The 25,712-nt window shown below is 66.6% G+C and carries 19 protein-coding genes; 7 read left to right on the plus strand and 12 right to left on the minus strand.

Features of this window, described 5'->3' with window-relative positions:
- Positions 1–3: 3 nt before the first annotated feature.
- The 5 genes from hpnE to hpnA are packed head-to-tail and all read right to left on the minus strand — an operon-like array spanning position 4 to position 5,138.
- On the minus strand, positions 4–1,236 hold the full coding sequence (gene hpnE, locus ACMV_RS00670) for a hydroxysqualene dehydroxylase HpnE (protein ID WP_013639203.1): 1,233 nt from the start codon (positions 1,234–1,236) through the stop codon (positions 4–6).
- Positions 1,233–2,105 (minus strand): presqualene diphosphate synthase HpnD, encoded by an 873-nt coding sequence (gene hpnD, locus ACMV_RS00675; RefSeq protein WP_013639204.1) that lies wholly within the window; start codon positions 2,103–2,105, stop codon positions 1,233–1,235. Before hpnD ends, hpnE begins: the two co-directional genes overlap by 4 nt.
- Complete coding sequence (gene hpnC, locus ACMV_RS00680; protein ID WP_013639205.1) at positions 2,105–2,941, minus strand: squalene synthase HpnC; 837 nt, start codon at positions 2,939–2,941, stop codon at positions 2,105–2,107. The genes hpnD and hpnC overlap by 1 nt, the downstream gene beginning before the upstream one ends.
- Positions 2,938–4,065, minus strand: coding sequence for a glycosyltransferase (locus tag ACMV_RS00685; protein ID WP_013639206.1), 1,128 nt, complete (start codon positions 4,063–4,065; stop codon positions 2,938–2,940). The genes hpnC and ACMV_RS00685 overlap by 4 nt, the downstream gene beginning before the upstream one ends.
- Entirely contained in the window at positions 4,062–5,138 is a 1,077-nt protein-coding gene (gene hpnA, locus ACMV_RS00690) for a hopanoid-associated sugar epimerase (RefSeq protein ID WP_048857820.1), read from the minus strand. The genes ACMV_RS00685 and hpnA overlap by 4 nt, the downstream gene beginning before the upstream one ends.
- 213 nt (positions 5,139–5,351) lie before the next feature.
- On the opposite strand from hpnA, the gene ACMV_RS00695 reads away from it, so the two are divergent.
- The 3 genes from ACMV_RS00695 to ACMV_RS00705 all read left to right on the plus strand — a co-directional run bounded on the left by ACMV_RS00695 (position 5,352) and on the right by ACMV_RS00705 (position 7,893).
- Positions 5,352–6,344 (plus strand): flippase-like domain-containing protein, encoded by a 993-nt coding sequence (locus ACMV_RS00695; protein ID WP_172637318.1) that lies wholly within the window; start codon positions 5,352–5,354, stop codon positions 6,342–6,344.
- Between the two features lie 69 nt (positions 6,345–6,413).
- Positions 6,414–6,668 (plus strand): GlsB/YeaQ/YmgE family stress response membrane protein, encoded by a 255-nt coding sequence (locus tag ACMV_RS00700; protein ID WP_007424610.1) that lies wholly within the window; start codon positions 6,414–6,416, stop codon positions 6,666–6,668.
- A gap of 43 nt (positions 6,669–6,711) precedes the next feature.
- Positions 6,712–7,893, plus strand: coding sequence for an acyltransferase family protein (locus tag ACMV_RS00705; protein WP_011941296.1), 1,182 nt, complete (start codon positions 6,712–6,714; stop codon positions 7,891–7,893).
- Here the strand turns inward: ACMV_RS00705 and ACMV_RS00710 are convergent.
- From ACMV_RS00710 to hemC, 4 genes are read right to left on the minus strand one after another with little or no spacing between them, the layout of a single operon-like run.
- Positions 7,853–9,037: a heme biosynthesis HemY N-terminal domain-containing protein gene (locus ACMV_RS00710; RefSeq protein ID WP_007424611.1), complete on the minus strand. Its 1,185-nt coding sequence runs from the start codon at positions 9,035–9,037 to the stop codon at positions 7,853–7,855. The genes ACMV_RS00705 and ACMV_RS00710 overlap by 41 nt on opposite strands.
- Positions 9,037–9,990, minus strand: coding sequence for a COG4223 family protein (locus ACMV_RS00715; protein ID WP_007424612.1), 954 nt, complete (start codon positions 9,988–9,990; stop codon positions 9,037–9,039). The genes ACMV_RS00710 and ACMV_RS00715 overlap by 1 nt, the downstream gene beginning before the upstream one ends.
- Positions 9,987–10,700 carry a uroporphyrinogen-III synthase gene (locus ACMV_RS00720; protein WP_035186575.1) on the minus strand — a complete coding sequence of 238 codons (714 nt, stop codon included), beginning with the start codon at positions 10,698–10,700 and terminating at the stop codon, positions 9,987–9,989. Before ACMV_RS00720 ends, ACMV_RS00715 begins: the two co-directional genes overlap by 4 nt.
- The gene (hemC, locus tag ACMV_RS00725; RefSeq protein ID WP_035186576.1) at positions 10,693–11,694 is read right to left on the minus strand and encodes a hydroxymethylbilane synthase; all 1,002 of its coding nucleotides are present in this window, start codon (positions 11,692–11,694) and stop codon (positions 10,693–10,695) included. The genes ACMV_RS00720 and hemC overlap by 8 nt, the downstream gene beginning before the upstream one ends.
- Positions 11,695–11,717: 23 nt before the next feature.
- Between hemC and tsaD the strand changes: the two genes are divergently transcribed.
- The 4 genes from tsaD to glgA all read left to right on the plus strand — a co-directional run bounded on the left by tsaD (position 11,718) and on the right by glgA (position 18,252).
- Entirely contained in the window at positions 11,718–12,809 is a 1,092-nt protein-coding gene (gene tsaD, locus ACMV_RS00730) for a tRNA (adenosine(37)-N6)-threonylcarbamoyltransferase complex transferase subunit TsaD (RefSeq protein ID WP_013639211.1), read from the plus strand.
- A gap of 154 nt (positions 12,810–12,963) precedes the next feature.
- Positions 12,964–15,480 carry a glycogen/starch/alpha-glucan phosphorylase gene (locus ACMV_RS00735; RefSeq protein WP_013639212.1) on the plus strand — a complete coding sequence of 839 codons (2,517 nt, stop codon included), beginning with the start codon at positions 12,964–12,966 and terminating at the stop codon, positions 15,478–15,480.
- A 58-nt stretch (positions 15,481–15,538) separates the two neighbouring features.
- Positions 15,539–16,810: a glucose-1-phosphate adenylyltransferase gene (gene glgC, locus ACMV_RS00740; RefSeq protein ID WP_013639213.1), complete on the plus strand. Its 1,272-nt coding sequence runs from the start codon at positions 15,539–15,541 to the stop codon at positions 16,808–16,810.
- Positions 16,811–16,812: 2 nt separating this feature from the next.
- Positions 16,813–18,252: a glycogen synthase GlgA gene (gene glgA / locus ACMV_RS00745; RefSeq protein ID WP_013639214.1), complete on the plus strand. Its 1,440-nt coding sequence runs from the start codon at positions 16,813–16,815 to the stop codon at positions 18,250–18,252.
- A 7-nt stretch (positions 18,253–18,259) separates the two neighbouring features.
- Here glgA and ACMV_RS00750 read toward each other — a convergent pair whose 3' ends face one another.
- Genes ACMV_RS00750 through ACMV_RS00760 form a run of 3 tightly spaced genes read right to left on the minus strand, consistent with a single transcriptional unit; the run spans position 18,260 to position 25,710 of the window.
- On the minus strand, positions 18,260–21,352 hold the full coding sequence (locus ACMV_RS00750) for an efflux RND transporter permease subunit (protein WP_007424619.1): 3,093 nt from the start codon (positions 21,350–21,352) through the stop codon (positions 18,260–18,262).
- A gap of 3 nt (positions 21,353–21,355) precedes the next feature.
- Positions 21,356–24,553 (minus strand): efflux RND transporter permease subunit, encoded by a 3,198-nt coding sequence (locus tag ACMV_RS00755; RefSeq protein ID WP_011941304.1) that lies wholly within the window; start codon positions 24,551–24,553, stop codon positions 21,356–21,358.
- Positions 24,550–25,710 (minus strand): efflux RND transporter periplasmic adaptor subunit, encoded by a 1,161-nt coding sequence (locus ACMV_RS00760; RefSeq protein ID WP_013639215.1) that lies wholly within the window; start codon positions 25,708–25,710, stop codon positions 24,550–24,552. The genes ACMV_RS00755 and ACMV_RS00760 overlap by 4 nt, the downstream gene beginning before the upstream one ends.
- Positions 25,711–25,712 lie beyond the last annotated feature (2 nt).

A 25,712-nucleotide genomic window follows, 5' to 3' on the forward strand; every position in this document is an offset into this window, starting at 1 on the left:
GCGTCAGATATGCTGCGCTGCAGATTCGCCTGATCGGATCGCCCCTTCAATGGTCGAGGGCAGGCCGGTCGCGGTATAGTCCCCGGCGAGGCGCAGGTTGACGAGCCGGGTGCTTGAGCCCGGTCGGCGCGCAAGCTGTTCCGGTGTCGCAGCGAAGGTTGCACGCTTCTCCTTCACAACGCGCCACGGAGGCATGGCGCGTGGCAGACCGAAACCACGGCGCAGATCGGACCACACTTCGGCGGCAAGGCGATCGGTCTCCTGCTCGAGACGGTCATTCGCCGCGCTGATGGTCACGGAGACCACTTCGGGTTTCTCGAACACCCATTCGGCGGCACCGCCGATCAGGCCATAGAAGCCGGCCGGCCCCGGATCGATGCCGGCACGGAAATGCAGGTTGATGATCGCCTCGTGAGCGTCGGGCACGGTGAGGCCGGGCAGCAGTTCGGCCGCGACCCAGGGTGGAGTGGCCAAGATGACCCGTTCGTCGGACCCGACGATCTCATCTACATTGGGGCCGACCAGGCCGGTCACCCGCGCATCGGTCATCGTCAGTCCGGCAATCCGCGCACCGAAGCGCAATTCCGCCCCGCTTGCGCGCAGAAAGGCGAGGGCGGGATCGACAAGGCTCTCCGAAAGCCCGATCTTCGGCATACGCGGTATGGTCGCGGCGCCTCCGCGCGCGAGGCTTTCCCGAACGACCGCGGCCATTGGTGCAGCGGAGGCCGTCTCCGGTTTCGTGTTGAGCGCCGCGATCGCCAGCGGTTCGAGCAGCCTGTCATACAATGTGCCCAATCCGCCGAGCATCCCGGCCACTGTGTCTGTTACCGCCGCGCGTTCGAGCCGGCGCAGCGCGAGATAGTCCAGCGCGTCAGTGCCAGGCACGCGCCAACCCCGGCGCAGCACCCACCAAGGCAGCCTGCCGCGGTTGAGCCGCAGTGTCCAGGCATCGCCGGAAATAAGGTCGATGAACGGAAAAAGCGGGTGGCTCGGCCCGGTCAGCGTTTCCTCGGCGCCGATCCGCCGCAGATAGGTCATCGTGCTGCGGTTGCCCGACAGCAGAAGGTGGTTGCCATTGTCGATGCGGCAGCCAAGTGCGGCGTCGTGATAGGAGCGGCAGCGCCCACCGGCCCATTTCGCCGCCTCGTACAGCACCACCCGGCGCCCCCGCGCGGCGAGGGTTGTCGCGGCGGACAGCCCGGCCATGCCGGCGCCGATCACATGGACGCGGGTCATCGGTGCCGGTCGGTCCGGATGAGAAGCTCGGCGGCAAGGCGCAGCTTGCGCCAGGCTGGCAGGCTGGGCCGGCGCTCGGGATGGGCGAAACCCGCCGCGCGCATCACCCCCAGCAACGGCCGATAGGCATCCGCCATCATTCGTGCCGGCAGCACGGCGCGGCGGTCGCAGCCGCGCATCGCGGCAGCGGCCTCAGCGAAATGTTGCTCGGCCAGCCCGGCGATCTCGGCCATTGCCCGCTTCAGTCCCGGATCGGCCAGCAGCGTTGCCGGATTGGCAGCAGCATCGGCAGCCTCCAGCGCCTCGCGCGGGAGATATATTCGCCCCCGCGCCGCATCCTCGCCGACATCGCGCAGGATGTTGGTGAGTTGCAACGCCCGGCCGAGATGATGTGCCACCCTGTCGCCCTGTGCCGAAACCTCGCCGAACACCCGGATCGACAGGCGTCCCACTGCCGAGGCCACGCGGTCGCAATACAGATCGAGCGTGGCCATGTCCGGCGCGATGATCGGCGCGCCGGCATCCATCTCCATCCCGTCGATGATCGCGTGGAAATCCTCCCGCCGCAGCGCGTAGCGCAGCGAGGCATCGCGCAGCAGGCGGGTGACCGGGTCATCACCGCCTTCGGGCAGCGCGTCGATCCGCCGGCGCCAGGCATCGAGCCCTTCGCGCTTCGCCGCAAGCGGCGCCTCTTCGTCGGCGATATCGTCCACGATCCGGCAGAACGTGTAGATTGCATACATCGCGGTGCGGCGCGGCGCAGGGAGAACACTCATGCCGCGATAGAAGGACGTGCCGGCGGCGCGCGTCGCGGCGGCGACGGTTGCGGCGTCATCGGCGAAGCGCGCGGCGTTGGCGGGAATGAACATCAGAGCAGGCGTGGAAGGCCGGCGAGTACGGCGCTGATGGCGTCGTTACGGCGCAGCTTCACGCGCCCGGCCAGCGGATCCTCCCGCAGTAGGCGGCGGTGCAGCCGGCGGGCGAGGCCAACGATGATCGCCGTCTCCACCCGCAACCCGCGGGCGACCACGAATCCCGGAAGACGCGCCGCCTTCGCGTTTAACTCCGCCGTCCTTTTCAGCATCGCATCGAACACCGAGCGCAGTGCCGGGGGAGTCGCCTTCGCGGTGACGGCGTCCGGCCCGAGCCCGACCGCCTGCAACCAGTCACCGGGGATGTAGGATCGGTCGAGGGTGTCGAAATCCTTCGCGCAATCCTGAAGGTGGTTGAGCACCTGCAGGCTGGCGCACAGCGCGTCGGAGGCAGGCCAACTCTGGCGGCTCTCGCCGTGCAGATCGAGCACGTAACGTCCGACCGGCGCCGCCGAATAGCGACAATAGCGCATCAACTCGTCCCAACTCGCATAGCGTGTCTTGGTCGCATCCTGCCGGAAGGCAACGAGCAATTCGCGCGCATGGACCGGATCGACGTTGGTCTCCGCCAGGCTCTCGCGAAGCCGTGCCGCCGAAGGCGAACGCGTCGGATCGTCGCCGTCCAGCACCGCTTCCATTGCATTGAGGCGGGCGATCTTTTCCGCCGGAGCAAGATCGGGATGATCGGCGATGTCGTCGGCATTGCGCGCGAACGCGTAATAGGCATGCACGTGCCGGCGCAGCCCGGCGCGAATCAGCCAAGAGCCGACCGGGAAATTCTCGTCGCCGCGGTCCTTGCCAGAAGCGTGTTCAATGCTCGCGGCGGCACTCATGCGTCGGCTCCATAATCGCGGCTTTTCCAGGCAGCCCCCGTGCCACGCCAGTAGCGCAGTGCGGAGGCCAACGTCGCCTCCATATAGACAAGCGCGATCAGCGGTAGTGCCAGCCCCCAATACCAGCCGCGTCCGTAGCGCCGCAGCGTCGGCTGATAGCTCAGCACCGCGAGCAGCGAGGCAATCAGCCCGCACAAGGCCGCGACTTCATGCCCGAAAAGGAGGGCAAGCGGCGGCACCAGCCAGACGACCGCCAGCCCAGCCAGCGTGAGCGCGAGCAGCAGCCCGGAATAATGCAGCTGGGTAAAGGCAGTGCGCGAGATCATCGCCCTGATTTCGGCAAGCCGCGGATAGGGGCGGATCGAGCGAGCGAGGCCGGAATGCCCGAGGAACACGGCGCCGCCGCGCTTGACCCGGCCGGCCAGCGTGACGTCGTCGATCAGCGCGCCGTGCATCGCCGCGAGTCCGCCAGCCCGCTCCAGCGCCTCGCGCCGGATCAGCACCGTGCCGCCGGCCGCGGCGGCGGTGCCGTCGAGCGGATCGTTCACGCGGGCGAACGGGTAGAGCATCTGGAAGAAGTAGACGAAAGCCGGCACCAGCGCGCGTTCGGCGGCGCTTTCGCAGTTCAGACGCACCATTTCCGAAACCATGTCGAGCCGCGCGCCGCGCTCCGGTGTCACCAACCTCGCGGCCAGCGTCGCCAGATGCCGCGGATCGTGAACAATATCGGCATCGGTGAACAGCAGCACTGGCGCCGCGCCGTGCGCTACTCCCTGTTCCAATGCCCAGAGTTTGCCCGACCAGCCGGCTGGCTTTTCGCCGCCGCGCAGCAGGGCAAAGCGCGGATCGCCGTTCGCCGCCCGGATCGCGATGTCGCCTGTGCGATCCGTACTGCCATCGTCGACCAGGATCACCCGGAACGGCCCGGCATAATCTTGAGCCAGCAGCGATTGCACGACCGCCCCGATCGTTTCCGCCTCGTCGCGCGCCGGCACGATGATGTCTACCGGAACCGCGGTTGCCGGCCGCGCCGGGGCGAGTTCCGGGCCGCTCTGCCAGAACTGGCCGTGCAGCAGATATAGGTAGATCCAAGCCAGCAGCGCGAGCAGGGCAAGCAGGGTCATGCGGTCGCTCCATCCGGCTCGAAGGCGAGGCTCGGCAGCAGGCCGCGGCGGCAGAAATCGGCGAGCGCATCGCGCATCGCTTCCTCTGCCGGGCGGGCATGATAGCCGAGTTCCCGAACGGCCTTCTCCGAAGAATAGAACATCCGCTTTCGCGCCATGGTCAGCATGTCGCGCGTCATCAGCGGCTCATGGCCCGAGATCCGCGCCCAGGCTTCCATGAGCGCCGCAACCGGCATCAGCGGGCCGATCGGCAATTTTACCCGTGGCGGCGGCTTGCCGGCCAGCCGTGTGATCATTCGCCCGATTTCGGAGAGCATGAGATTCTCGCCACCGAGAATGTAGCTCTCGCCGCGCCGTCCCCGCGTCAGAGCAAGCACATGACCCTCGGCGACGTCATCCACATGCACGATGTTCATGCCGGTCTCGACATAGGCCGGCATATGGCCGCGAGCGGCGTCCAGCACCATGCGGCCGGTCGGCGTCGGCTTGATGTCGCCTGGTCCAACCGGGGCGGCCGGATTGACGATGACGATATCCAACCCCTCGGCGACAAGCTTCTTCACCGCCAACTCGGCCTCGTATTTCGACCGCTTGTAGGGGCCGACATGATCCTCCGCCGCATGCGGCGTCGCCTCGTCGGCCGGGCTACCATCGTGAGTCAGGCCGAGAGCGGCGACGCTGCTGGTATAGACCATCCGGCACGCCCCGTCCGCCTGTGCCGCGCGGAACAGGGCAATGGTGCCGTCGATATTCACCGCCCTCATCGCCGCCGGATCGGGCACGTAGAGACGATAATCGGCGGCCACGTGAAAGATGTGCGAGCAGCCCTCGACCGCTTGCGCCAACGAGTTTGGATCGGTGAGGTCACCGACCACCCGCTCGCCGGGCAGTTGCGCGAGATTGCGCATGTCGCTCGAAGCGCGGTGCATCAGCCGCAGCCTGAAACCGTGCCGGACCAGCGCTCGGGCCACGGCGGCGCCGACGAAGCCGGTCGCGCCGGTGACAAGAACCGGCCGGTCGTCGGCGATGGGGCGCGCAACCGTCTCGAGCGGAGAAGAAGAATCGCTGCTCATGCCTGCCATGGAAAAATCCTGCCGAGGGCATACTTGATTGCCGGCGCCGAGGCAAAGTGCAGGCCCCCCGGCAATGGCAATACCCCGGACCCGCGCGATCTGCTAAGGGCGAACCAGTGGTGTCAGGCCGCGCCCTTTTTCCGGCTTGCGGAGTGAGTGAAATCAAGTGTTAGGATCTTATCCTGCCCGTCTCTCCTTGCTGAGCGCCGTGTCGTGATCCGCCGTCTCGGCATCTGGCCGGCCGTGTTCGCGCTGGTCGGACTCCTCCTCTTCACCGGCACGATCGCATGGCTCGGCTGGGGCGATGTGATTCGCGCGCTCGAACGGATCAGCCTGCCCGGCTTCATCGCCTATCTCGGCGTGCAGATGGTGATCATCGCCGGACTCGCGTTGGCCTGGCGGCTTTTGCTGCGCCGCCGCTATGGCGGAAGCTTCCTCCTGCTCTACTGGGGCCGGATGGTGCGCGACTCGGCCGGTGAATTTCTGCCCTTCTCGCATGTCGGCGGGTTCGTGATCGGCGGCCGGGCCATCGCCCTGGGTGGGGTCTCCTTCGCCGACGCGGCGGCCTCGACGCTGGCCGACGTAACTCTCGAATTCCTTGCCGAACTCGTCTTCGTCGGCATCGGCGTGATTCTGCTGGTAGCCTTGGTGCCGGACAGCGCTCTGGTGCTGCCGATGAGCATCGGCCTCGCCATGGCGCTGGTCGCCGGCCTGTCCTTCCTGCTGATGCAGAAGGGGATGAGCCGCCTTTTCAGTGGGCTGGCGATGCGGATCGCTGGGCAATCGGCCGATGCCGCCTCGATCGGGATCCAGCGCCTGCAATCCGCGCTCGATACGATCTATGCCCGACGCGGGCGGCTCATCGCCGCCGGCGCGATGCACCTCCTGTGCTGGTTCGGCACCGGCGTCGCCTCCTTCGTCGCCTTTCGCGCGCTGGGCCAGAATATCTCGCTCCGCGATGCCTTGGCGATCGAGGCACTTCTGCACGCGATCCTGTCCACCGGCTTCTTCGTTCCCGGCCGACTCGGCGTGCAGGAGGCGGCCTATACATTGCTCGGCGCCGTATTCGGCATTCCGCCCGACATTGCGCTTTCGGTCTCGCTGCTGCGGCGCGCGCGCGACCTTCTGATCGCTGTACCCGTCCTGCTTGCCTGGCAGGGCATCGAGGCGCGCCGGCTTCAGCCCGTCTCCGGCGACCTGGGCTGACAGGCGGCCTTGTCCGCACTGAGGCGGTCCCCCATCTCTTGTCTCACGAACGAAAGAGGGATTCGGGGAATGCACCTGATAGGTTTTATCATTCTTGGCCTGATCGCGGGCTGGATCGCCAGCCAGATCGTCGATAACGGCGGCAAGGGACCGATCCTCGATATCGTACTCGGCATCGTCGGCGCGCTAGTCGGCGGCCAGATTTTCCTTGCGCTTGGCTTCGCGCCCGGTGGCGGCTTTCTCTACAGCCTGTTCGTCTCGGTCGTCGGCGCGGTGATCATACTCGTTGCCTATCATGCCCTGCTCGGTCGTCGTCGATTGTAATATTCTGTTCAATACAATTTGAAGTTGTGATATTCTCCGCGCCATGGTGGCGCGGGAGGAAGGTTCTGCAATAGGCCGGCTGATCCGGCTTGACGGATTGCGCGGCGTTCTCGCGATATATGTGCTGGTCGGCCATCTGGTACCGTTCCTGCCATTGCCGCCGCTGGCCATGTGGGCTGCGCAAGGGCTTGTGAGCCACGGTCTCGCTGCGGTCGACCTGTTCTTTGCCCTGTCCGGGCTGGTGATCGTGCAGTCCATGACCCGGTTCGGTCGCCGCCCGGGATCGTTCCTCGTCGCCCGCGCACGCCGGCTTCTGCCCGTCTATATGATTGTACTGGTCGGCTCGACTCTGTTGATGCTCAAGGGGGGCTCGCCTTTCGCAACCATGCCATGGCTCGCGCCCGGCGACCCGGCGGCCGATATCTGGCCGGCTGGCCCGCCGCAGCACCCTGTCTTCGAGATACTGGCTCATCTGGTCTTCCTGCACGGGGCGTTGCCGCACCGCTTGCTGCCGGACGGCCCCTTCGCCCTCCTCGGCCCGGCCTGGAGCCTTTCGACCGAATGGCAGTTCTATGCGGTAATCGCGCTTGTCGCTCTCCGGTGCGATGGTCGCGATGGCACCCTTGTGCGTCTTTCGCTGGCTCTCATCGGACTGGCCGTTCTTGCCCGGATCTATGCCGCCTGTATCCCGGCTCCCTGGCGGTTCAGCAGGGCCTTTCTGCCGAACGAAGCCGCCTATTTCGCGCTCGGCGTCGCTGCCTCGCGGTTCTGGTCCGGCGATCGGGTAGGGGCGTGGAGGTTGTTCGTGATCATGCTCATCATGACGATGGCACTCGGCGCCAGTCACGGCGCGGGTTGGGGGCGGCTTGCCAAGCTCTTGCCGCCTCTTGCCTGGGCGATTGCGGTTGCCGCCCAGCGCGTACCCGCATGGCGGCCGTTCAGGCTACTGGCGCGATGTCTCGGATCGCCGCCCGTGCTTTGGCTTGGGCTGATCTCCTATCCACTCTATCTGGTGAACGAACCTGTCGGCCGCGCGCTCGCCTTGGCGCTTGGCCCGATTCTATCCGGCAGCCCCCTCCTGTTCGGGCTCTGCTGGGGCGGGGCGACGGTGGCTGGGTCGATCATCCTGGCCGCTATGCTGCACTACGGCATCGAGCGCCGGTTCCTGCGCCGCCGGCGGATTGTCAGGCCGCCGGTTGCGGTGCCGGCAACAGGCGGGGCGTAGACTCGGGATTCGTCCGGCGCAACCAGCCGAGCGAACCGATTGCCCCACATTTGCGGCAGGTCGGCTGCCACGCCTCGTGTTCGGTGTCGCAGGTCGCGCAGACCCATACGCCTTTGCCGCCGCCGTGCCGTTCGTGCCGTTCGGCCTCGCCGACCAGGTTCGCAGCGCGGGCCGTGCGCGCCAGTAACGCCTCGCTCTCCGGATGCCCGGGGTTGAGTTCGGCGAGTTTGGCCGCTGCCGTCGCCCGTTCCAGCGGCGATGTCAGCGCCGCCAGCCAGGCATCGGCAAGGTCGGGATGCGGCGCGATCCGCCAGCCCCGCTTCAGCGCCCGCTTTGCCCGCCAGGCCTGGCCAGCCTTCGCACGCGCCTCGAAAAGTGCGAGATGCGCTTCCGGCAGGCCCGGTGCCAAGCGCACGGCGTCCCGCGCCCAGTCGATCGCCAGCGGTTCGCCAGCCACCTCGCGTGAGGCCATGATAGCCAGTGCCGCGCGCGCCGCCGGATCGGTCGCCAGCCGCGCCGCCTCGCTGAACCGTCCCTGTCCCAGCGCGATCCGCACCCGCTGCTCGCGCAACCACGCCGAATTAGGATAAGATGCCGCCGCCTGGCGGGCCTGTTCTGCCGAGCGCGCCAGCCTGTCTGGGTCATCCTGGGGCAGTGGGCGTGCGGTCAGCAGGCCGCGCCAACCGAGGAATCCGGCATCGCCATGTTTCGCCAGGTTGGAGAACAGCGCCTCGGCCCCCGCAGCGTCGCCCGCCTGTCGCGCCGTTTCGGCGCTCACATAAAGCGTGAGCGGCGCCTCTGGTGCATGCCGCCGTGCGGTTCGCGCATGGCCGGCGGCAGCTTCGGTGTCGCCCGCTGCGAGCGCCGAAAGCGCGCGCAGCGCGGCGGAATCGGCGGCATCACGCCGCGCGCGGCCGCGCCTCACCGATATCCGCCTGGGCAGGCTGAGTGCCCCGCGCAGCAAGCCAAGTACCAGGACAACGACAACAATCAGCAGAACCAGCAGCAGGATAGCCACCGGCGTCGATGCGGTGGCGGCATAGGTCCCGATCTCGACAGTCACATGCCCTTGCAGGCCGGCAAGAAACCAGGCGATGCCCAGCAGGGTGATCGCGACGAGGGCGAAGCGGAAGGCGCGCAGCATCAGGCCTTCTCCGCCATTCCGGCAAGCGCCGTTCGCGCCGCAAGAAGCCCGCTGGCTTTTTCGGTCCAAGGCTTCATTGCCGTGGCTGCGTCCGGCGGAAGTTTCGCGAGGACAGCGAGGGTTGCCTTCAGATCATCCCGTCCAAGCGCGGCCTGCGCCTTGCCGAGAATGCCCTCGGCCAGGCTGCCGATCAGGACCTTGTCGCCATGCCGCACGGTGACGAGGCTTTCCACCCGCGCTTTCGTCCTCTGCCAGAACCCGCCTTGCGGCGCGGCGTCACCGGCAGCGTGTGTGGCGGCTTCCGCATAGGTCGGGAAGCTTGCCTTCAGCCCGGCAAGCGTCGGTGGCTTTGCGGTGGCGTAGGCGGCGAGGGCAGCCGGTGCGCCGGGAATATTGCCGAGCGGCAGTCCGTTCTGCAGATTCAGGCTCGCCTGCGCGATCAGAGCCAGGGTCTTCGCCTTTGCCGCGAGTGCGGGCAGGTCGCCGCTCTGCTGCCGCAGCCGCGTCACCGCGGCGTGATCGGCGAGGGTGGTGGTCGACAGCGCCGCGATGCTGGACTCGATCTTGCCGATCCGCGCTGCGAGATCGGCGGGCAGGGCGGGCGCCGGTTCGGCGGGCACTGGCTTTTTCGCCTCCGCGGCAACAGTGGTCAGTTTCTGCTCCAGCGATGCCACCCGATTTCGCAGCGCGCCGATCCGGGTTGACAGCTGCGCGATCCGGGCTGACTGCCCCGCCGCGTCGAACTGGGCGCGAAGCAGAAAGACCTCGCCGACAGCAAGCGCGAGAATGGCGACGGTCACGAGGCCGAGCGCCGTGCGCCTGTGCCGGGGCACGTCCGTCGCGGCCTGTGCGGTCGCGGGGTCGGCAGCCTGAGGCTCTGGCGCGGCGGCTAGCGCCGGTTCGCCGGTGGCGGAGGGAGCGGTCGGGGTCTGGTTCGGGTCGTGCTCGGTCATGCCAGTATCGTTATCATGTGATCCTGATCGGGCGAAACCGCGCTGCGGATGTCGCGGAAGGGCAGGCGCGTGAGCGGGGCCGCAGCCGCCGGGCTGATTGCCACGGCAATCGCCCCGGCCAGCGCCCCGTCGAGCCCCGCCTCAGTGATGAGGGTCACGAAACGCCGCGCGCTGGCTGGTGAGAATACCATCACCCGGTCGATTTCGCCTGCCTCCAGCGCCGCCTGGGCTGCCGCGTCGAGCTGCCGGGCCGGGCGCGAGCGGTACACCACCCGACGTGTCACCCGGAAGCCGCGGCCGCGAAGATCAGCAGCGAGATCCATGCTGTGCCCTGCACCACAGGCCAGCAGCAGCCGTGCGCCGGGAGCGAGCCGCTCACCCAACAGCGCCGCCAGTTCCCGTGCCGTTCCGGCGGCACTCGCGACGTCGATGAACCCGGCTGCCCGCGCGCGGGCGGCGGTGGCATCACCCACCGCGAACAGCGGCACGGCCCGCAGTGCCGGTGGCAGGCCGGGCAGCGCCTGGGTGCTGGCGATCACGATTCCATCCACCAGCGTCGGCAAAGCCCCCGGCAATGGTTCGATCTCAAGACAGGGCGCGAGAACCGGCACATATCCTGCCGCGCGGAGGGCGGCGGCGGTGGCGCTGCCGCCCGGTTCGGGGCGCGTCACCAGGACGGTGAGCGGCTCTGTCGCACCGGTGTCAGTCAAGAAAGATGTCGGCCGGGCTGTCGCGCCGCAGCGAGGCACCGAGTTCCGCCCCCAGTCGCGCTGCATCGGCGGCGTTCGCCACCTCGCTGCGCTTCAGCAGGAAACTGCCATCCGGACGCGCTGTGAGCCCTGTCAGGTGCAGATTGCCATCCGGCAGCAGCCGTGCATGTCCGCCGATCGGCGTGCGGCAGGAACCGTCAAGCGCAGCGAGCAATGCCCGCTCTGCCTTGGAGACTGCCTTCGCCTCGTGATTCTCGATCGCCGCGAGCAGTTCGGCGAGCCGGCTGTCTGCCGCCCGCACGGTAATCCCGACAATCCCCTGGCAGGCGGCTGGCACCATCGCTTCCGGGTCGATGGCTGCGGCCACCTCCTCTTCGAATCCAAGCCGCCGCAGCCCGGCGAGAGCGAGCAAGGTTGCATCGAACGTGCCAATGCGTGCCGCATCCAGCCTGGTGCGGACATTGCCGCGCAGCAGGCCGATCTGTAGGTCGGGCCGGGCATGCAGCAGTTGCGCCTGCCGCCGCACCGACGAGGTGCCGACCCGCGCGCCCTTCGGCAGGCTCGACCAGATATCGCCGTCGTTCACCGGCCCGAGCCCGTCGGCAAGGATCAGCGCGTCGCGGGCGTCCTCGCGCTTCATCGTGCAGGCGAGGATGATGCCGTCCGGCAATGCGGTCTCGAGATCCTTGAGGCTGTGCACTGCGAAGTCGATCCGCCCGTCGAGCAGCGCCTCATGGATTTCCTTGGCGAACAGCCCCTTGCCGCCGATTTCGGCGAGGGGGCGGTCGGTCACCCGGTCACCGGTCGTGCTGATGATCTCGGGCGCGAAGGCATCCGGCGCGAAACCGAGGGCCGGGCAGATCTCGCGCAGCGCCGCGAGGAACATGTCGGTCTGCCGGAGGGCTAGCGGCGACCCGCGGGTGCCGACTCGTAGCGGCAGCCGGCGGCCGGAATGGGGGGCGACTTTGCTGCCCGACGAGCTTTCCTGGTGCATCTTCACTGCTTAAAAGGATCGCGATGGAAAGAAAAGCCGCAAGCGGCGACGCGTTGGGCCACGACTCGCTGATCCTCGGTATCGAGAGTTCGTGCGACGAAACAGCCTGCGCCGTGCTCGACGGCGCGGGGCGGATCCGTGCCGAGTTCGTCGCCAGCCAGATCGCCGACCACGCGCCCTTCGGCGGCGTGGTGCCGGAAATTGCCGCGCGCGCCCATCTCGCATTGCTGCCGGACATGATCCACCGCGCGCTGGCGGCCACCGGCACCACGCCGTCCGGCCTTGTCGCGATTGCCGCCACGGCCGGCCCAGGCCTTATCGGCGGCCTTATCGTCGGCGCCAATACGGCCAGAGGGATGGCGCTGGCAGCCGACGTGCCGTTCATCGCGATCAACCATCTCGAAGCCCATGCGCTCACCGCGCGTCTGCCGGACACCGGCGGCAACCCGCCGAACTTCCCCTATCTGTTGCTGCTTGTCTCCGGCGGGCACACGGCGCTCATCGCGGTGGAGGGGGTCGGACGCTATCGCCGGCTTGGCACCACGCTGGACGATGCGGCCGGCGAGGCCTTCGACAAGGTCGCGAAACTGCTTGGCCTGCCCTATCCCGGCGGCCCGGCGCTGGAGCGTCTTGCCGCCGAAGGGCAGGGCGGCCGATTCGACCTGCCGCGGCCGATGCTTGGCCGGCCCGGCTGCGACTTTTCCTTCTCCGGCCTGAAGACCGCCGTTGCTCAACTTGTCGCCCGGCAGCCGGAAGGCGGTCTGCCGCGCGATTTCGCAGCCGATCTCGCCTTCGCCTTCCAGAGCGCGGTGGTCGCGGCCCTGGCCGATCGGCTGCGCCATGCCCTGGCGATGCTGCCCGGCGCGACAGCGGTGGTCGTCGCCGGCGGGGTCGCCGCCAACAAGGCGGTGCGCGCCGCGCTGGCCGATATTGCCGCCGGCGCAGGCCTTCCCCTCGCCGCACCGCCGCTCCGCCTCTGCACCGACAATGCGGTCATGGTCGCCTGGGCGGCGATCGAGCGCCTGCGCGCTGGCGACGCCGCCGATCCGCTCGGCGTGCGCTGCCGGCCGCGCTGGCCGCTGGAGCATGTGCGGAACATGCAGATTGCAGGCTGAGCGGGTTTCGTGCCACGCTAGTACATAATCCGATCGAATGACCTCATCTGACCGGATCAGGATACTCGCTCTTTCAGACTGATGGCGCTCGGTATCCGACCCCACAGATCGGAAAGCGCGCCATACATGAAAACCGGAAACAGAGGCGCTCCCGATGAGTAACGTGTCTACGCGGGATCACTCCGATCTTCCCGCATCCGGCCGCGCGCCGGGCCCTGCCGTTCCGCTGGCGCTCGCTCCCATCCGTTCCGTTGCCGACTGGCGGGACGCAATTCTTGCGAAGCTGGTCTATGCCCTTGGCAGGGACCAACGCACGGCCAGCGATCGCGACTGGTTCGAGGCGCTCGCTCTTGCCCTGCGCGACCGCGTGGTTGCGCACGCCCTCGATTCGGACAATCTCACCCGCGCGGCCGGGCACAAGCGCGTCTATTATCTCTCACTTGAGTTCCTGGTCGGCCGCTTGCTGGTGGACACCCTGACCAATCTCGACATGACCGGCCTGACGCGCGCGGCCCTTGGCGAACTCGGTGCAGATTTCGAGCGCGTCCGAGCCGCCGAGCCCGATGCTGCCCTCGGTAATGGCGGGCTCGGTCGGCTCGCCGCCTGTTTCATGGAGAGTGCGGCCAGTCTTGCGATCCCGACCTGCGGTTATGGAATCCGATACGAGAACGGATTGTTCCGTCAGGAGATCCGCAACGGCGTTCAGGTCGAATTACCGGAAGACTGGCTCGCCGCCGGCAATCCCTGGGAAATCCGCCGGCCGGAGCGGGACTGCGATATCGGCTTCGGTGGCCATGTCGAGCAGGTTGGCGACGATGATGGTGCCACCCGCTGCGTCTGGCATCCCGCCGAGCTCGTGCGTGCCGTTGCCCATGATACGCCGGTCATCGGCTGGCGGGCACGGCATGCGAACCGGCTTCGCCTCTGGTCCGCGCGGGCCGTCGCGCCGCTGCGACTCGACGCCTTCAACGCTGGCGACTACCTCGGCGCCGTCGCCGACGACGTGCGGGCGCGATCAGTCTCGCGTGTCCTCTACCCGTCGGATACGACGCCGGCCGGCCAGGAACTCAGGCTCCGCCAGGAATATTTTTTTTCCGCTGCCTCACTGCACGACATCCTCCGCCGCCATCTCGCCGAAGGCTACGATCTCTCCCGACTGCCGGACATGGCGGCGATCCAGCTCAACGACACCCACCCCGCGATCGCGATCGCCGAGATGATGCGCCTGCTTGTCGACCGGCACGGAACCGCCTGGAATGAAGCCTGGCGCATCACCTGTGGCTGCTTTTCCTACACCAACCACACGCTGCTGCCCGAGGCGTTGGAGACCTGGCCAGTCGCGCTGATGGAGCGTCTGCTGCCGCGACACATGCAGATCATCTACCGACTCAATGCCGACCATCTCGAAGCGGCCCGCGCGAAGGGGGCGGCTTCGGACTCGCTGCAGGCAAGCCTGTCCATGATCGACGAGACCCAGGGCCGCCGCGTGCGTATGGGCACGCTTGCCTTTGTCGGCTCGCACCGTGTCAACGGCGTCTCCGCGCTGCACACCGGCCTGATGCGCGAGACCGTCTTTCACGACCTGCACGTGCTCCATCCCGACCGGATCACCAATGTCACCAACGGAATCACCTTTCGCCGCTGGCTGTTCGAGGCCAATCCGCGACTGACCGGCCTGCTGGTCGATGTGCTTGGCGACGCCGTCCTCGACGATCCCTCGGTCCTTGCCGGTCTGCGCGGGCTGGCCGGCGATCCCGGTCTCCGCGCCCGGCTCATCGCCTGCCGGCGCGCCAACAAGGTGGCGCTCTCGAATCTGGTCGGCGAGCAACTCGGTATCGGCCTGGATCCCGACGCGCTGTTCGATGTCCACGTCAAGCGCCTTCACGAGTATAAACGGCAACTGCTCAACATTCTCGAAGCGGTGTCGCTCTGGCAGGCGATCCGCGCCCGACCCGCGGCGGGGTGGGTGCCGCGTGTGAAGATCTTCGCCGGCAAGGCCGCGGCGAGCTACGCGCAGGCGCGGCTGATCATCAGGCTGATCAACGACGTCGCGAGCGTGATCAATAGCGATCCGGTCACCAGCGACTTGCTCAAGGTCGTATTCCTGCCGAACTTCAATGTCAGTCTCGCGGAGATCATCATTCCCGCCGCAGATCTGTCCGAGCAGATCTCGACGGCCGGCATGGAAGCTTCCGGCACCGGCAACATGAAATTCGCATTGAACGGCGCGCTCACCATCGGCACGCTCGACGGAGCGAATATCGAGATCCGCGATCACGTGCGCGCTGACAATATCTTCATCTTCGGCCTTACCGCAGCAGAGGTTGCTGTGCGCCGGCTCGACGGCTGGCATCCGGAATTCTCGATCGTCGCTTCGCCCGCGCTGGCCGGCGCAATCGAGGCGATCGGTCGCGGCACCTTCTCACCCGGCGAGGATACGCGCTTCGCCCCGATCGTCGACGAGTTGCGCCGTACCGACCGCTTCCTTGTCACCGCCGACTTCGATTCCTATGCCGAGGCCCAGCGCCGCGTCGCCGCGCTATGGCGCGATCGCGACGCCTGGTGGCGTGCCGCGGTGCTCAATACGGCGGGCATGGGGCCGTTTTCGTCCGATCGTGCGATCGGCGAATACGCGGAAAAGATTTGGCATGTAACAGGCTTGGAGAGATGAGCCGATACAACTGAAACAAGTCCGCCAGACGTCCCGGCGGCATGAGGGAGGAAAAACAATGAACGGACGCACCGAACGGACCACACCGCTGTCGCGCAGCGCCATGGCTTATGTGCTTGCCGGCGGCCGTGGCTCACGTCTTCACGAACTGACCGACCGGCGAGCCAAGCCGGCGGTGCAGTTCGGCGGCAAGTGGCGCATCATTGATTTCGCTCTCTCCAATGCCTTGAATTCCGGCATCCGCCATATCGGCGTCGCCACTCAATACAAGGCCCACAGCCTCATTCGTCATCTTCAGCTCGGCTGGGCGTTCTTCCGACGCGAGCGCAACGAGAGTTTCGATATCCTCCCCGCCAGCCAGCGGATTTCCGAACAGAACTGGTATCTCGGCACCGCCGACGCCGTCTACCAGAACATCGACATCATCGAAAGCATCGGGCCTGAATACATCATCATCCTCGCCGGCGACCACATCTACAAGATGGACTATGAGGTGTTGCTCCAGCAGCATGTTGCCCAGCAGGCAGATGTCACCATCGCCTGCGTGGAAGTCCCGCTTGCCGACGCCAGGGGCTTCGGCGTCATGCATGTTGACGAATCCGACCGCATCATCGACTTTCTCGAAAAGCCGGCGAACCCGCCGCCGATTCCGGGTCGCGAGGGAGTCGCGCTGGCGAGCATGGGTATCTATGTCTTCCAGCGGGCCTTCCTGTTCGACGTGCTGCGACGCGATGCCGATGATCCCCATTCGAAACATGACTTCGGCGGCGACATCATCCCGGCGCTGGTGCGCGAAGGCCGCGCCTTTGCACATCACTTTGCGCGTTCCTGCGTCCGTTCGGCGCAGGAGCCGGAGCCCTACTGGCGCGATGTCGGCACGATCGATGCTTATTGGGAGGCCAACATCGACCTGACCGATTTCGTGCCTGCGCTCGACATCTATGATCGCACCTGGCCGATCTGGACCCACACCGAAGGCACGCCGCCCGCGAAATTCATCCATGATGAGGAGGGCCGGCGCGGCCAGGCGGTATCGTCGCTTGTCTCCGGCGGCTGCATTGTCTCCGGGGCGTCGCTGCGCCGCTCGCTGCTATTCACCGGAGTACGCGTGAATTCCTTCTCGCAGGTCAGTGACGCGGTGATCCTGCCGGGTGCCGATATCGGCCGCCATGCTCGGCTTGCCAATGTGGTGATCGATCGCGGCGTGCGGATTCCGGAAGGGCTGGTCGTGGGAGAGGATCCCGAGGACGACGCGCGGCGGTTCCGCCGCACCGCGCAGGGGGTGTGTCTGATCACCCAGCCGATGCTCGACCGGCTGATGACCGCCTGATCATGCGCGTCCTCTCGGTCGGATCGGAAATCTACCCGCTCGTCAAGACCGGCGGCCTCGCCGACGTGATGGGCGCGCTCCCGGCGGCCCTGTCGTCCGAAGGAATCACGGTGCGGTCGCTGGTGCCGGGCTATCCAGCCGTCACCGCCGCGCTCGATCGCGCGGAATCCGTCCTGCGGATTCCCGACCTCTTCGGCGGTGCAGCGGAGATTCGCGCCGCGGCCGCCGGCAGGCACGATCTCTTCGTGCTGGATGCACCGCATCTCTATGCGCGCCCGGGAAATCCCTACATCGCCTCGAACGGCGCCGATTGGTCCGACAACGCGCAGCGCTTCGCGGCGCTTTGCCGGGCGGGCGCGCTCCTCGCCCGCGGTGCCGTCGGTGGCTTCGTGCCCGATCTGCTCCATGCGCATGATTGGCAGGCCGGTCTCGTGCCCGCCTATCTTCATTATGAAGGTCATGCCGCGCCGCCCTGCGTATTCACCGTTCACAACCTTGCATTTCAGGGCTGGTTTCCTGCCCATCTTCTCGGCGGGCTCGGTCTGCCGGCCAGCGCCTTCGTCATCGACGGTGTGGAATATTTCGGCGGCATCGGCTTCCTCAAGGCCGGTCTGCAATTCGCCGACGCCATCACCACCGTCTCGCCCCGCTATGCCACCGAGATCGCGACGCAGGATGGCGGCATGGGGCTCGACGGGTTGCTTCGCAAGCGTGGCAGCGCAGTGCATGGCATTCTCAATGGCCTCGATACGGCAACGTGGAATCCTGCTACCGATGAACATCTTGCCGCGCGTTATGATGTCGCAAATCTTGCTGCGCGGGCGGTGAACAAGCGCGCAGTACAGGCGCGGATGGGCCTCGCGCCGGATCCGCGCGCGCTGCTGTTCGGCGTGGTCAGCCGCCTGGCCGGGCAGAAGGGGATCGACCTAATCATCGAGGCCCTGCCCGTTCTCGACGCGCTGGGGGCGCAGCTCGCGGTGCTCGGTACTGGCGAAACCGGGATCGAGGCTTCGCTGCGCGAGGCAGTAGCGGCTCGGCCGGGCCGCGTTGCCGCGATCATCGGCTTCGAGGAATCGCTCTCGCATCTCATTCAGGGCGGTGCCGACGCGATTCTCGTGCCGTCACGGTTCGAGCCCTGCGGCCTTACGCAACTGGCGGCCCAGCGCTATGGCGCAATTCCCGTGGTCTCGCTGGTCGGCGGCCTGGTCGACACCGTGATCGACGCCAATCCCGTCGCCATATCCGCCGGTGTCGCCACGGGAATCCAGTTCGGGCCTGTAAGCGAGGCCGGCCTCTCGGACGGCCTCCGACGCGCCGCGGCACTATTTGCGGATCCCGACAAGTGGAGCCGTATGCAGCGCAACGCGATGGCGCTCGACGTTTCCTGGACCGAGCCAGCGCGAAACTATGCGGCTCTCTATCGGTCCCTGACGTCGCGTTAGATAACGCTCATTCCGCCGGCAGGGTCGCCAGCCTTCGGGCCCGGCGGCGGCCGAACCCGGTCAGCGCTAGATAGATCACGGGCGTGGTGTAGAGCGTCAATGCCTGGCAAACGATTAGTCCGCCGATCACCGCGATACCGAGTGGCCGGCGGAGCTGTTCGCCCGTGCCGACTGCGAAGGCGAGGGGCAGCGCCCCGAGGGCGGCGGCAAGTGACGTCATCATGATGGGCCGGAAGCGTTCGAGGCAGGCGGCGCGGATCGCCTCGGCCGGCGTCATGTCATGCTCACGCTCGGCATTCAGCGCGAAATCGACCAGCATGATGCCATTCTTCTTGACGATCCCCATCAGCAGGAAAATGCCGATAATGCCGATGACCGAGAGCGGTGTGCCGGTCACCAGCAAGGCGAGCAGGGCGCCAACGCCGGCTGACGGCAGCGTGGAGAGAATGGTCAGCGGCTGGACGAGGCTTTCATAGAGTACGCCTAGCACGATGTAGATCGCGATCAGCGCCGCGAGGATCAGGAGCGGCTCGTCGCTCACCGACTTCATGAAATAACGCGCGTTACCGCCAAAACTGATCTTCACGGAAGCGGGCAGCGGAAGTGAGGCGATGGCCTGTTTCACCGCGGTGATCGCCTGCCCGAGAGACGTTCCCTTTGCGACATTGAAGCTGATCGTCCCGGCTGGCAAGCCGTCGAGATGCGTGACGGAGAGCGGTGCCGTCGCCCGGACATAATGCGCGACAGCCGAAAGCGGCAGCGGCCCTTTCGTGCCGGCGACATAGATATGCTGGAGATCGACGGGTGAGCGATCCAATCCCTCCGGCACCTTCAGGATCACTGAATACTGGTTCTCGGCCTCGTAAATCCGAGAAATCTGCTGCTGCGCGAAGGCGTTCTGCAGCACGCCGTCGATCGCCGCAATCGAGACGCCGAGACGCGCAGCCGCGTTGCGGTCTATTTCGACCGTGATCTGGGTCTGTGCCTTGTTCTGATCGGTCGAGATATTGTCGACCTGCTTTAGCGTGCGCAGCTTCCGTTCGATCTCTGTTGTAACCTGATCCAATCCCGCAAGAGAGGGATCGACGACCGAGAAGCTGTATTCTCCGCCATTCGACTGTCCTCCAAAAAACAGGTCCTGCGCCACAAACATGAACGTGGTGATTCCCGGAATCCGCGCGAGTCGCGCTTGAAGCTGGCGCACGACCTCCTGTGCCGACGCCGTGCGCTCGGATAGCGGCTTGAGCTGGATGAACATCTGACCGCGATTGGCGGTGGAGAATCCGTTGGCGACGCCGATGCGCGAACTCACCGTATCCACGGCGGGATTTTTCAGGATCGCAGCAACAACGCGCGCTTCCAGCCGTTTCATCCGCGAGAATGACACGTCTGACGGTGCCATCGTATGGCTGATGATCAGCCCCGAATCCTGCTCGGGAATGAACGCCTTGGGTACCTTGATGTAGAGGAAGATGGTCAGGGCTACGGTGAGCGCGAAGCTCGCCAGCATCAGCCAGCGATGTGCGAGCGCCCAGTCTAGGCTGCGCGCGTAGGCATCGAGGCTGCGCCGGTAGAGCCGGTCGATCCCACGCGCGATCCGCGAGTCACGCCCCACTTTCGGAGTCCGCCCCATGAAATGCCCGCAAACCATCGGCGTGACCGTGAGCGAGATTGCGCCCGAGATCAGGATGGCCACCGAAAGCGTCATCGCGAACTCGTAGAACAGGTCGCCGATGACACCGCCCATCAGCGTGAGCGGGAGGAACACGACGACGAGCGAGATCGTGATCGAGATGACGGTGAAACCGATTTGCCGCGCTCCAACCAGAGCCGCCTCGATGCCGCTCAGGCCTCGCTCATGCTGTGTCACAATATTCTCGATCATCACGATCGCGTCATCGACCACGAAGCCCACGCAGATGGTCAGCGCCAGCAGGGAAAAATTGTCGAGCGTGAAACCCAGTGCCCACATCACGCCCACGGTCCCGGCCAGCGAGAGCGGCACCGTGACACCGGCGGCGATGGTCGGCGTCATGCGGCGCATGAACAGCGTGACCACCGCGAGCACGAGCAGGATGGTGATCAGCAGCGTGATCTGGATGTCGGCCACACTCGCGCGGATGGTTGTCGTGCGGTCGTTCAGGATCGACAGCTTCACCGACGGCGGCAGCCAGGTGCGGATGTCTGGCAGCAGTTTCCTCACGCCCTCGACCGTCTTGATCACGTTGGCGTCGGCGGTCTTGGTGATCTCGATGGTGATCGCCGGCTTGCCGTTCGCGCTCGCGGCAAGCTGCGTGTTGGCAACGCCGTCGATCACGGAGGCCACGTCCGATAGTCGTAGCAGCGCGCCCGACGCCGATTTGAGCACGATGTCGCGATATTGCGTTGCGCTGGTGAGCTGTCCGTTGGCAACCAGCGTCCAGGCTCGGTGCGGTCCTTCGATCACGCCGAGCGGCTGTGTGACATTGGCGCTGCGTACTGCGTTGTAGACATCGGCGCTGGTCAGTCCGGCCGCGGCGAGTGCCTGTGTGTTCAGCCGGATCCTGACGGCCGGCGATCCGCCGCCATAGATGCCGACCTGCGCCACCCCGGGTACCTGCGCCAGCCTCTGGTCCAGCACCGTGTCGGCAACGTTATAGATCTGCGCTAGGCTCATCGTGTCCGAGGTCAGTGCCAGCGACATCACCGGGCGCGACGCCGGATTGAATTCCTTGTAATAGGGCCGTCGTGGCATCGAGGCGGGCAGGTTGGGCAGCGCGGCGTTGATCGCGGCCTGCACCGCGTGGGCATAGACGCTGATATCCGGCCCTGGATTGAACAACAGCACGACCGATGTCGAACCCACCGAATTCTGTGAGCGGATGTCGTTCACCCCCGGAATCGTGCCCAGCGCGTGTTCCAGCGGGGCCGCAACGGTGCTCGCCATGATCGCCGGCGAGGCCCCCGGATCGGAAGCGAAGACGACGATTGCGGGAATCGGAATGCTCGGCACCGGTGCGACCGGCAGTTGCAGATAGGCCAGCGCGCCGGCGATCAGGATGCCAAGGGCAAGCAGCGTCGTCCCGATCGGCCGCCGGATGAAGATCGATGAGACGTTCACCGCCTATTCCGCCGGGCCAGTCTGTGCCGCCGGCGCTTCCCGCCGTGCCGGCCGCAGCCGGTCCATCGCGAGGTAGATCACCGGTGTCGTGAACAGCGTGAGCAACTGGCTGACCAGCAATCCGCCAATGATGGTGATGCCGAGCGGCGCGCGCAGTTCCGCGCCCGCGCCGCCTTCCAGCACCAGCGGCACCGCGCCGAGCAGGGCCGCCATCGTCGTCATCATGATCGGGCGAAACCGCAGGATCGCCGCCTCGGTGATCGCCGCCTCCGGGCTCAGCCCCCGCGTGCGCTCAGCCTCGATCGCGAAATCGACCATGATGATGCCGTTCTTCTTCACGATGCCCATCAGCAGCACGATGCCGACCAGTGCCACCAGGGTGAAATCCGCACCGAAGAGCATCAGCGCGAGCAGCGCGCCGATCCCCGCCGAGGGCAGGGTGGAGAGGATCGTCACCGGATGGATCGTGCTTTCGTAAAGCACCCCGAGCACGATGTAGATGACGACGAGGGCCGCGAAAATCAGCCACGGCTCCTGCGCGAGCGAGGTTTCGAACTCGGCCGCCGCCCCCGAGAACCGTCCGCTGATGGTATCCGGCACGCCGAGTTTTTGCTCCGCACTGCGTATCGCGCTCTCGGCCGCGCCGAGTGACGCGCCCTTCGCGAGATTGAAGCTGAGCGTCACCGAGGGAAACTGGTCTTCCCGGGTGATTGCGAGTGGTCCGTAGCGCTGGTCGATCTTCGCCACCTCCAGCAGCGGCACTTCGCCGGCTACCGACGTGCTGACGCTGCCCGCGGCCCCCGTTGCCGTCGTGCTGTTTCCGCTCACCGATCCGCCGGGGCCGAGCGCCGTGGACGAGACGCTCGCCGAAAGACTGCCGGTTGGCACATAGATGCTGGCCAGCGCCTGCGGCGATCGCGCATAGGCGGGATCCACGCCGAGCACCACGCGATACTGCGCGTTCTGCGTATAGATCGTGCTGACCTGCCGCTGGCCGAACGCGTCGTAGAGCGTCGCCTCGATCGTCGCCATCGAAATGCCAAGCCGTGCCGCCGCGGCGCGGTTGACGTCGATATAGGTCTCCAGCCCCTGGTTCTGCTGGTCGCTGGCGAGGTCGGTAATCTGCGGCAGGGCGGCTAGGGCGGCGCGGATCTTCGGCGCCCATGCGTCAAGTTCCGTCTGGTCGGCGTCGGTGAGCGTGTATTGATATTGCGTGGGCGAGACACGCGAGGAAAGCGTGATGTCCTGCACCGGCTGCATGTAGGCATGCAGTCCTGGAATCCCGGCCAGCCGCGCCTGCAGCCGCGACATCACCGTGTCGATCGCGGGGCGCTGGCCGATCGGCTTGAGCGTGATGCCGAGCCGGCCGGTATTCGGCGTCGGGTTGGTCAGGCCGGACCCCAGCAGCGAAGTGACGCCCGCCACCGCCGGGTCGGCGCGTATCGCCCTGATCGCCCGGTCCTGCAGCCGCGTCATCGCATCGAGCGAAATGCTCTGCGCGCCTTCCGTCACGGCGACGATCGCGCCGGTATCCTCCTGCGGCAGCAACGCCTTCGGGATGATCGCGAACAGGATGCCGGTGGCCACGACCGTCGCCCCGAAGGTGGCGAGCATCAGCCGCTGGTGCCGCAGGCTCCAGGCCAGGCCGGCGCGGTAGCGCTCCCGCACGCTCGCCAGCGCCGCCTCCGCCGCGCGCGCGATCCGTCCCGGCTGCGAGGCCTCGGCGCCGCGCAGCAGCCGCGCGCTCATCATCGGCGTCAGCGTGAGCGACACCACCGCCGAGATCACCACCGCGATCGACAGCGTTACCGCGAATTCCGAGAACAGCCGCCCGATCACTCCCGGCATGAACAGCAGTGGAATGAATACCGCGACCAGAGACACGGTGAGCGACACGATGGTGAAGCCGATCTGCGCGCTGCCGAGATAGGCGGCCCTCAGCGGCGACTCGCCCTGTTCGATGAAGCGGACGATGTTCTCGATCATCACGATCGCGTCGTCGACCACGAAGCCCGAAGCGACGGTAAGCGCCATCAGCGAGAGATTGTCGAGCTGGAAACCAAGTTCGTTCATCACCGCGAAGGTCGCGACGATCGAGAGCGGCAACGCCACCGCCGGCACCAGGACCGCGCGCGGATTGGGCAGAAACAGGAAGATCACCAGCACGACGAGAAGGGCTGCGGTGATCAGCGTGATCTGCACGTCCCGCACCGAGGCACGGATCGTCCCCGTCCGGTCGGCGACGACTTTCACATCGATGCCCGGCGGCATCGCCGCGCGCAGCCCCGCCAGCGCAGCCCGCACATCCGCCACCGTGCTGACGATGTTCGCCCCGGGCTGGCGCTGGATATCGACCACCACCGCCGGCGTGCCGTCATAACTCGCGCTCTGCAGGTCGTTCTCGAGGCCAGGGCTCACCGTCCCCACCGCCGACAGCCGCACCGGCGCGCCATTGCGATAGGCGATGATCAGGTCGCGATACTGCGCCGGCATGGTAATCTGGTCGTTGGCGCCGATCGTGTAGGCCTGATTATGCCCGTCCAGCGCGCCCTTGGCGCCGGACTGGTTGGCATTGGCGATGGCGTTGCGCACATCCTCGAGCGACACGCCATAGGCAGCGAGCCGCGCCGGGTTCACCTCAATGCGGATTGCCTTGGTCAGCCCGCCCTCGACCGTCACCTTGCCCACCCCCTTCACCTGAGAGAGCTTGGGCACAAGCCGGGTCTGCGCCGCATCCGCGATGGCGTCGAGCGGCAGCGTGCGCGAGGTCAGCGCCAGCGTCAGGATCGGTGCGTCCGCTGGATTCACCTCGGAATAGGTCGGCGGATATTGCAGGTTTGGTGGCAGCGTGCCCGAGGCGGCGTTGATCGCGGCCTGAACGTCCTGGGCGGCCGTCGTCATCGGCATCGAGAGGTCGAACCGCAGCGTGATCGCGCTGGTCCCCTGGCTCGAGATCGAACTCATCGCCGCCAGCCCCGCGATCTGCCCGAACTGCCGCTCGAGCGGCGCGGTCAGCAGTTTCGAGGCGGTATCCGGCGAGGCGCCGGGAAGCTTGGTCACCACCTGGATCGTCGGAAAATCGACCTGTGGCAGCGAGGAGACCGGCAGTGCCCGATAGCCCATCGCGCCGATCAGCAGCAGCGCGATCGCGAGCAGCGATGTCGCGACCGGCCGGGCGATGAACGGGGCGGAAATGTTCACGGCGCGCCGGCGGAACCCGTGACGATGTGGATCGCCGATCCGCCCTTCAGGCGCGAATTGCCCTCGGTCACCGCCTCGTCGCCAGGGACAAGTCCGCTGGTGACGACCACGACGCGCGCCGTCTGCACGCCGAGCGTCACTTTCTGGTCAATCACGGTGAACGATCCCCCCTTCTTGGCCGGCGGCTTCACGAGAAAGACGAAGCTACCGGAAGGTCCCTGCTGCACCGCGACCGGTGGCACGGTCACCGCATTGTCGATCGTCCGGACCAGCGTGCGGACGTTCACATAGGCGCCGGGCCACAGCGTGAGGTCCGGATTTGCAAACGTGCCCTTCAGCGTCAGCGTTCCCGTGTTCGCATTCACCGTGTTGTCGAGAACGGCGAGCGTGCCGTGGTCGAGCACCTTCGCGGTCTGCGGATCGCCCTCCTCGGTGGCGAGCAGGTCAACCTTGCCACGCTTCATCGCGGCGATGATCGCCGGCAGATCCTGCTGCGGCAGGCTGAACTGCACGGAGATCGGCTGCAGCGTGTTGATCACCACGATGCCGCTGGTAGTGCTTGGGCTGACGATATTGCCGGCATTCACCTGGAGGATGCCGGTGCGTCCGGAAATCGGCGCGGTGATCCGCGTATAGCCGAGATTGATCCGGTCGGTCTCGATGCTGGCCTCGTCCTGCTTCACCAGCGCCCGATCCTCGGCGGCGGTGGCGAGCGCCGTCGCCGCCTGCAGTTTCGAGGTGTAGTTCTGCTTGACCAGCGAGGCGTATTGTCGCGCCTGCATTTCCGCGTTGGCGAGACTCGCCTTGTCCTGCGCAAGCTTCGCCTCCGCCTGGTCGAGTGTCGCGCGATAGGGCGCGGGATCGATCTCCGCGAGAAGATCGCCCTTCTTCACGAACTGGCCGGGCGTGAACAGGATTCTGGTGAGCGGCCCGGTGATCATCGGCTGCACCGTCACCGTGTGGTAGGCGACGACGGTGCCGAGCGCATCGAGGTAGACGGGCACGTTCTGCCGCGTCGCCTTCGCCACCTCCACAGGAATCGCCGTTGCCCCGCCGCCGTGCGCGGGTTTCGTCCGGTGCGCCAGCCGGTACGCCACCGCGCCGACAAGGGCGAGCGCCACCAGCCCGAAAATGATCCGTCCGCGCCGTTTCGCCATCG

The sequence above is a fragment of the Acidiphilium multivorum AIU301 genome, assembly GCF_000202835.1.
Lineage (GTDB): Bacteria > Pseudomonadota > Alphaproteobacteria > Acetobacterales > Acetobacteraceae > Acidiphilium > Acidiphilium multivorum.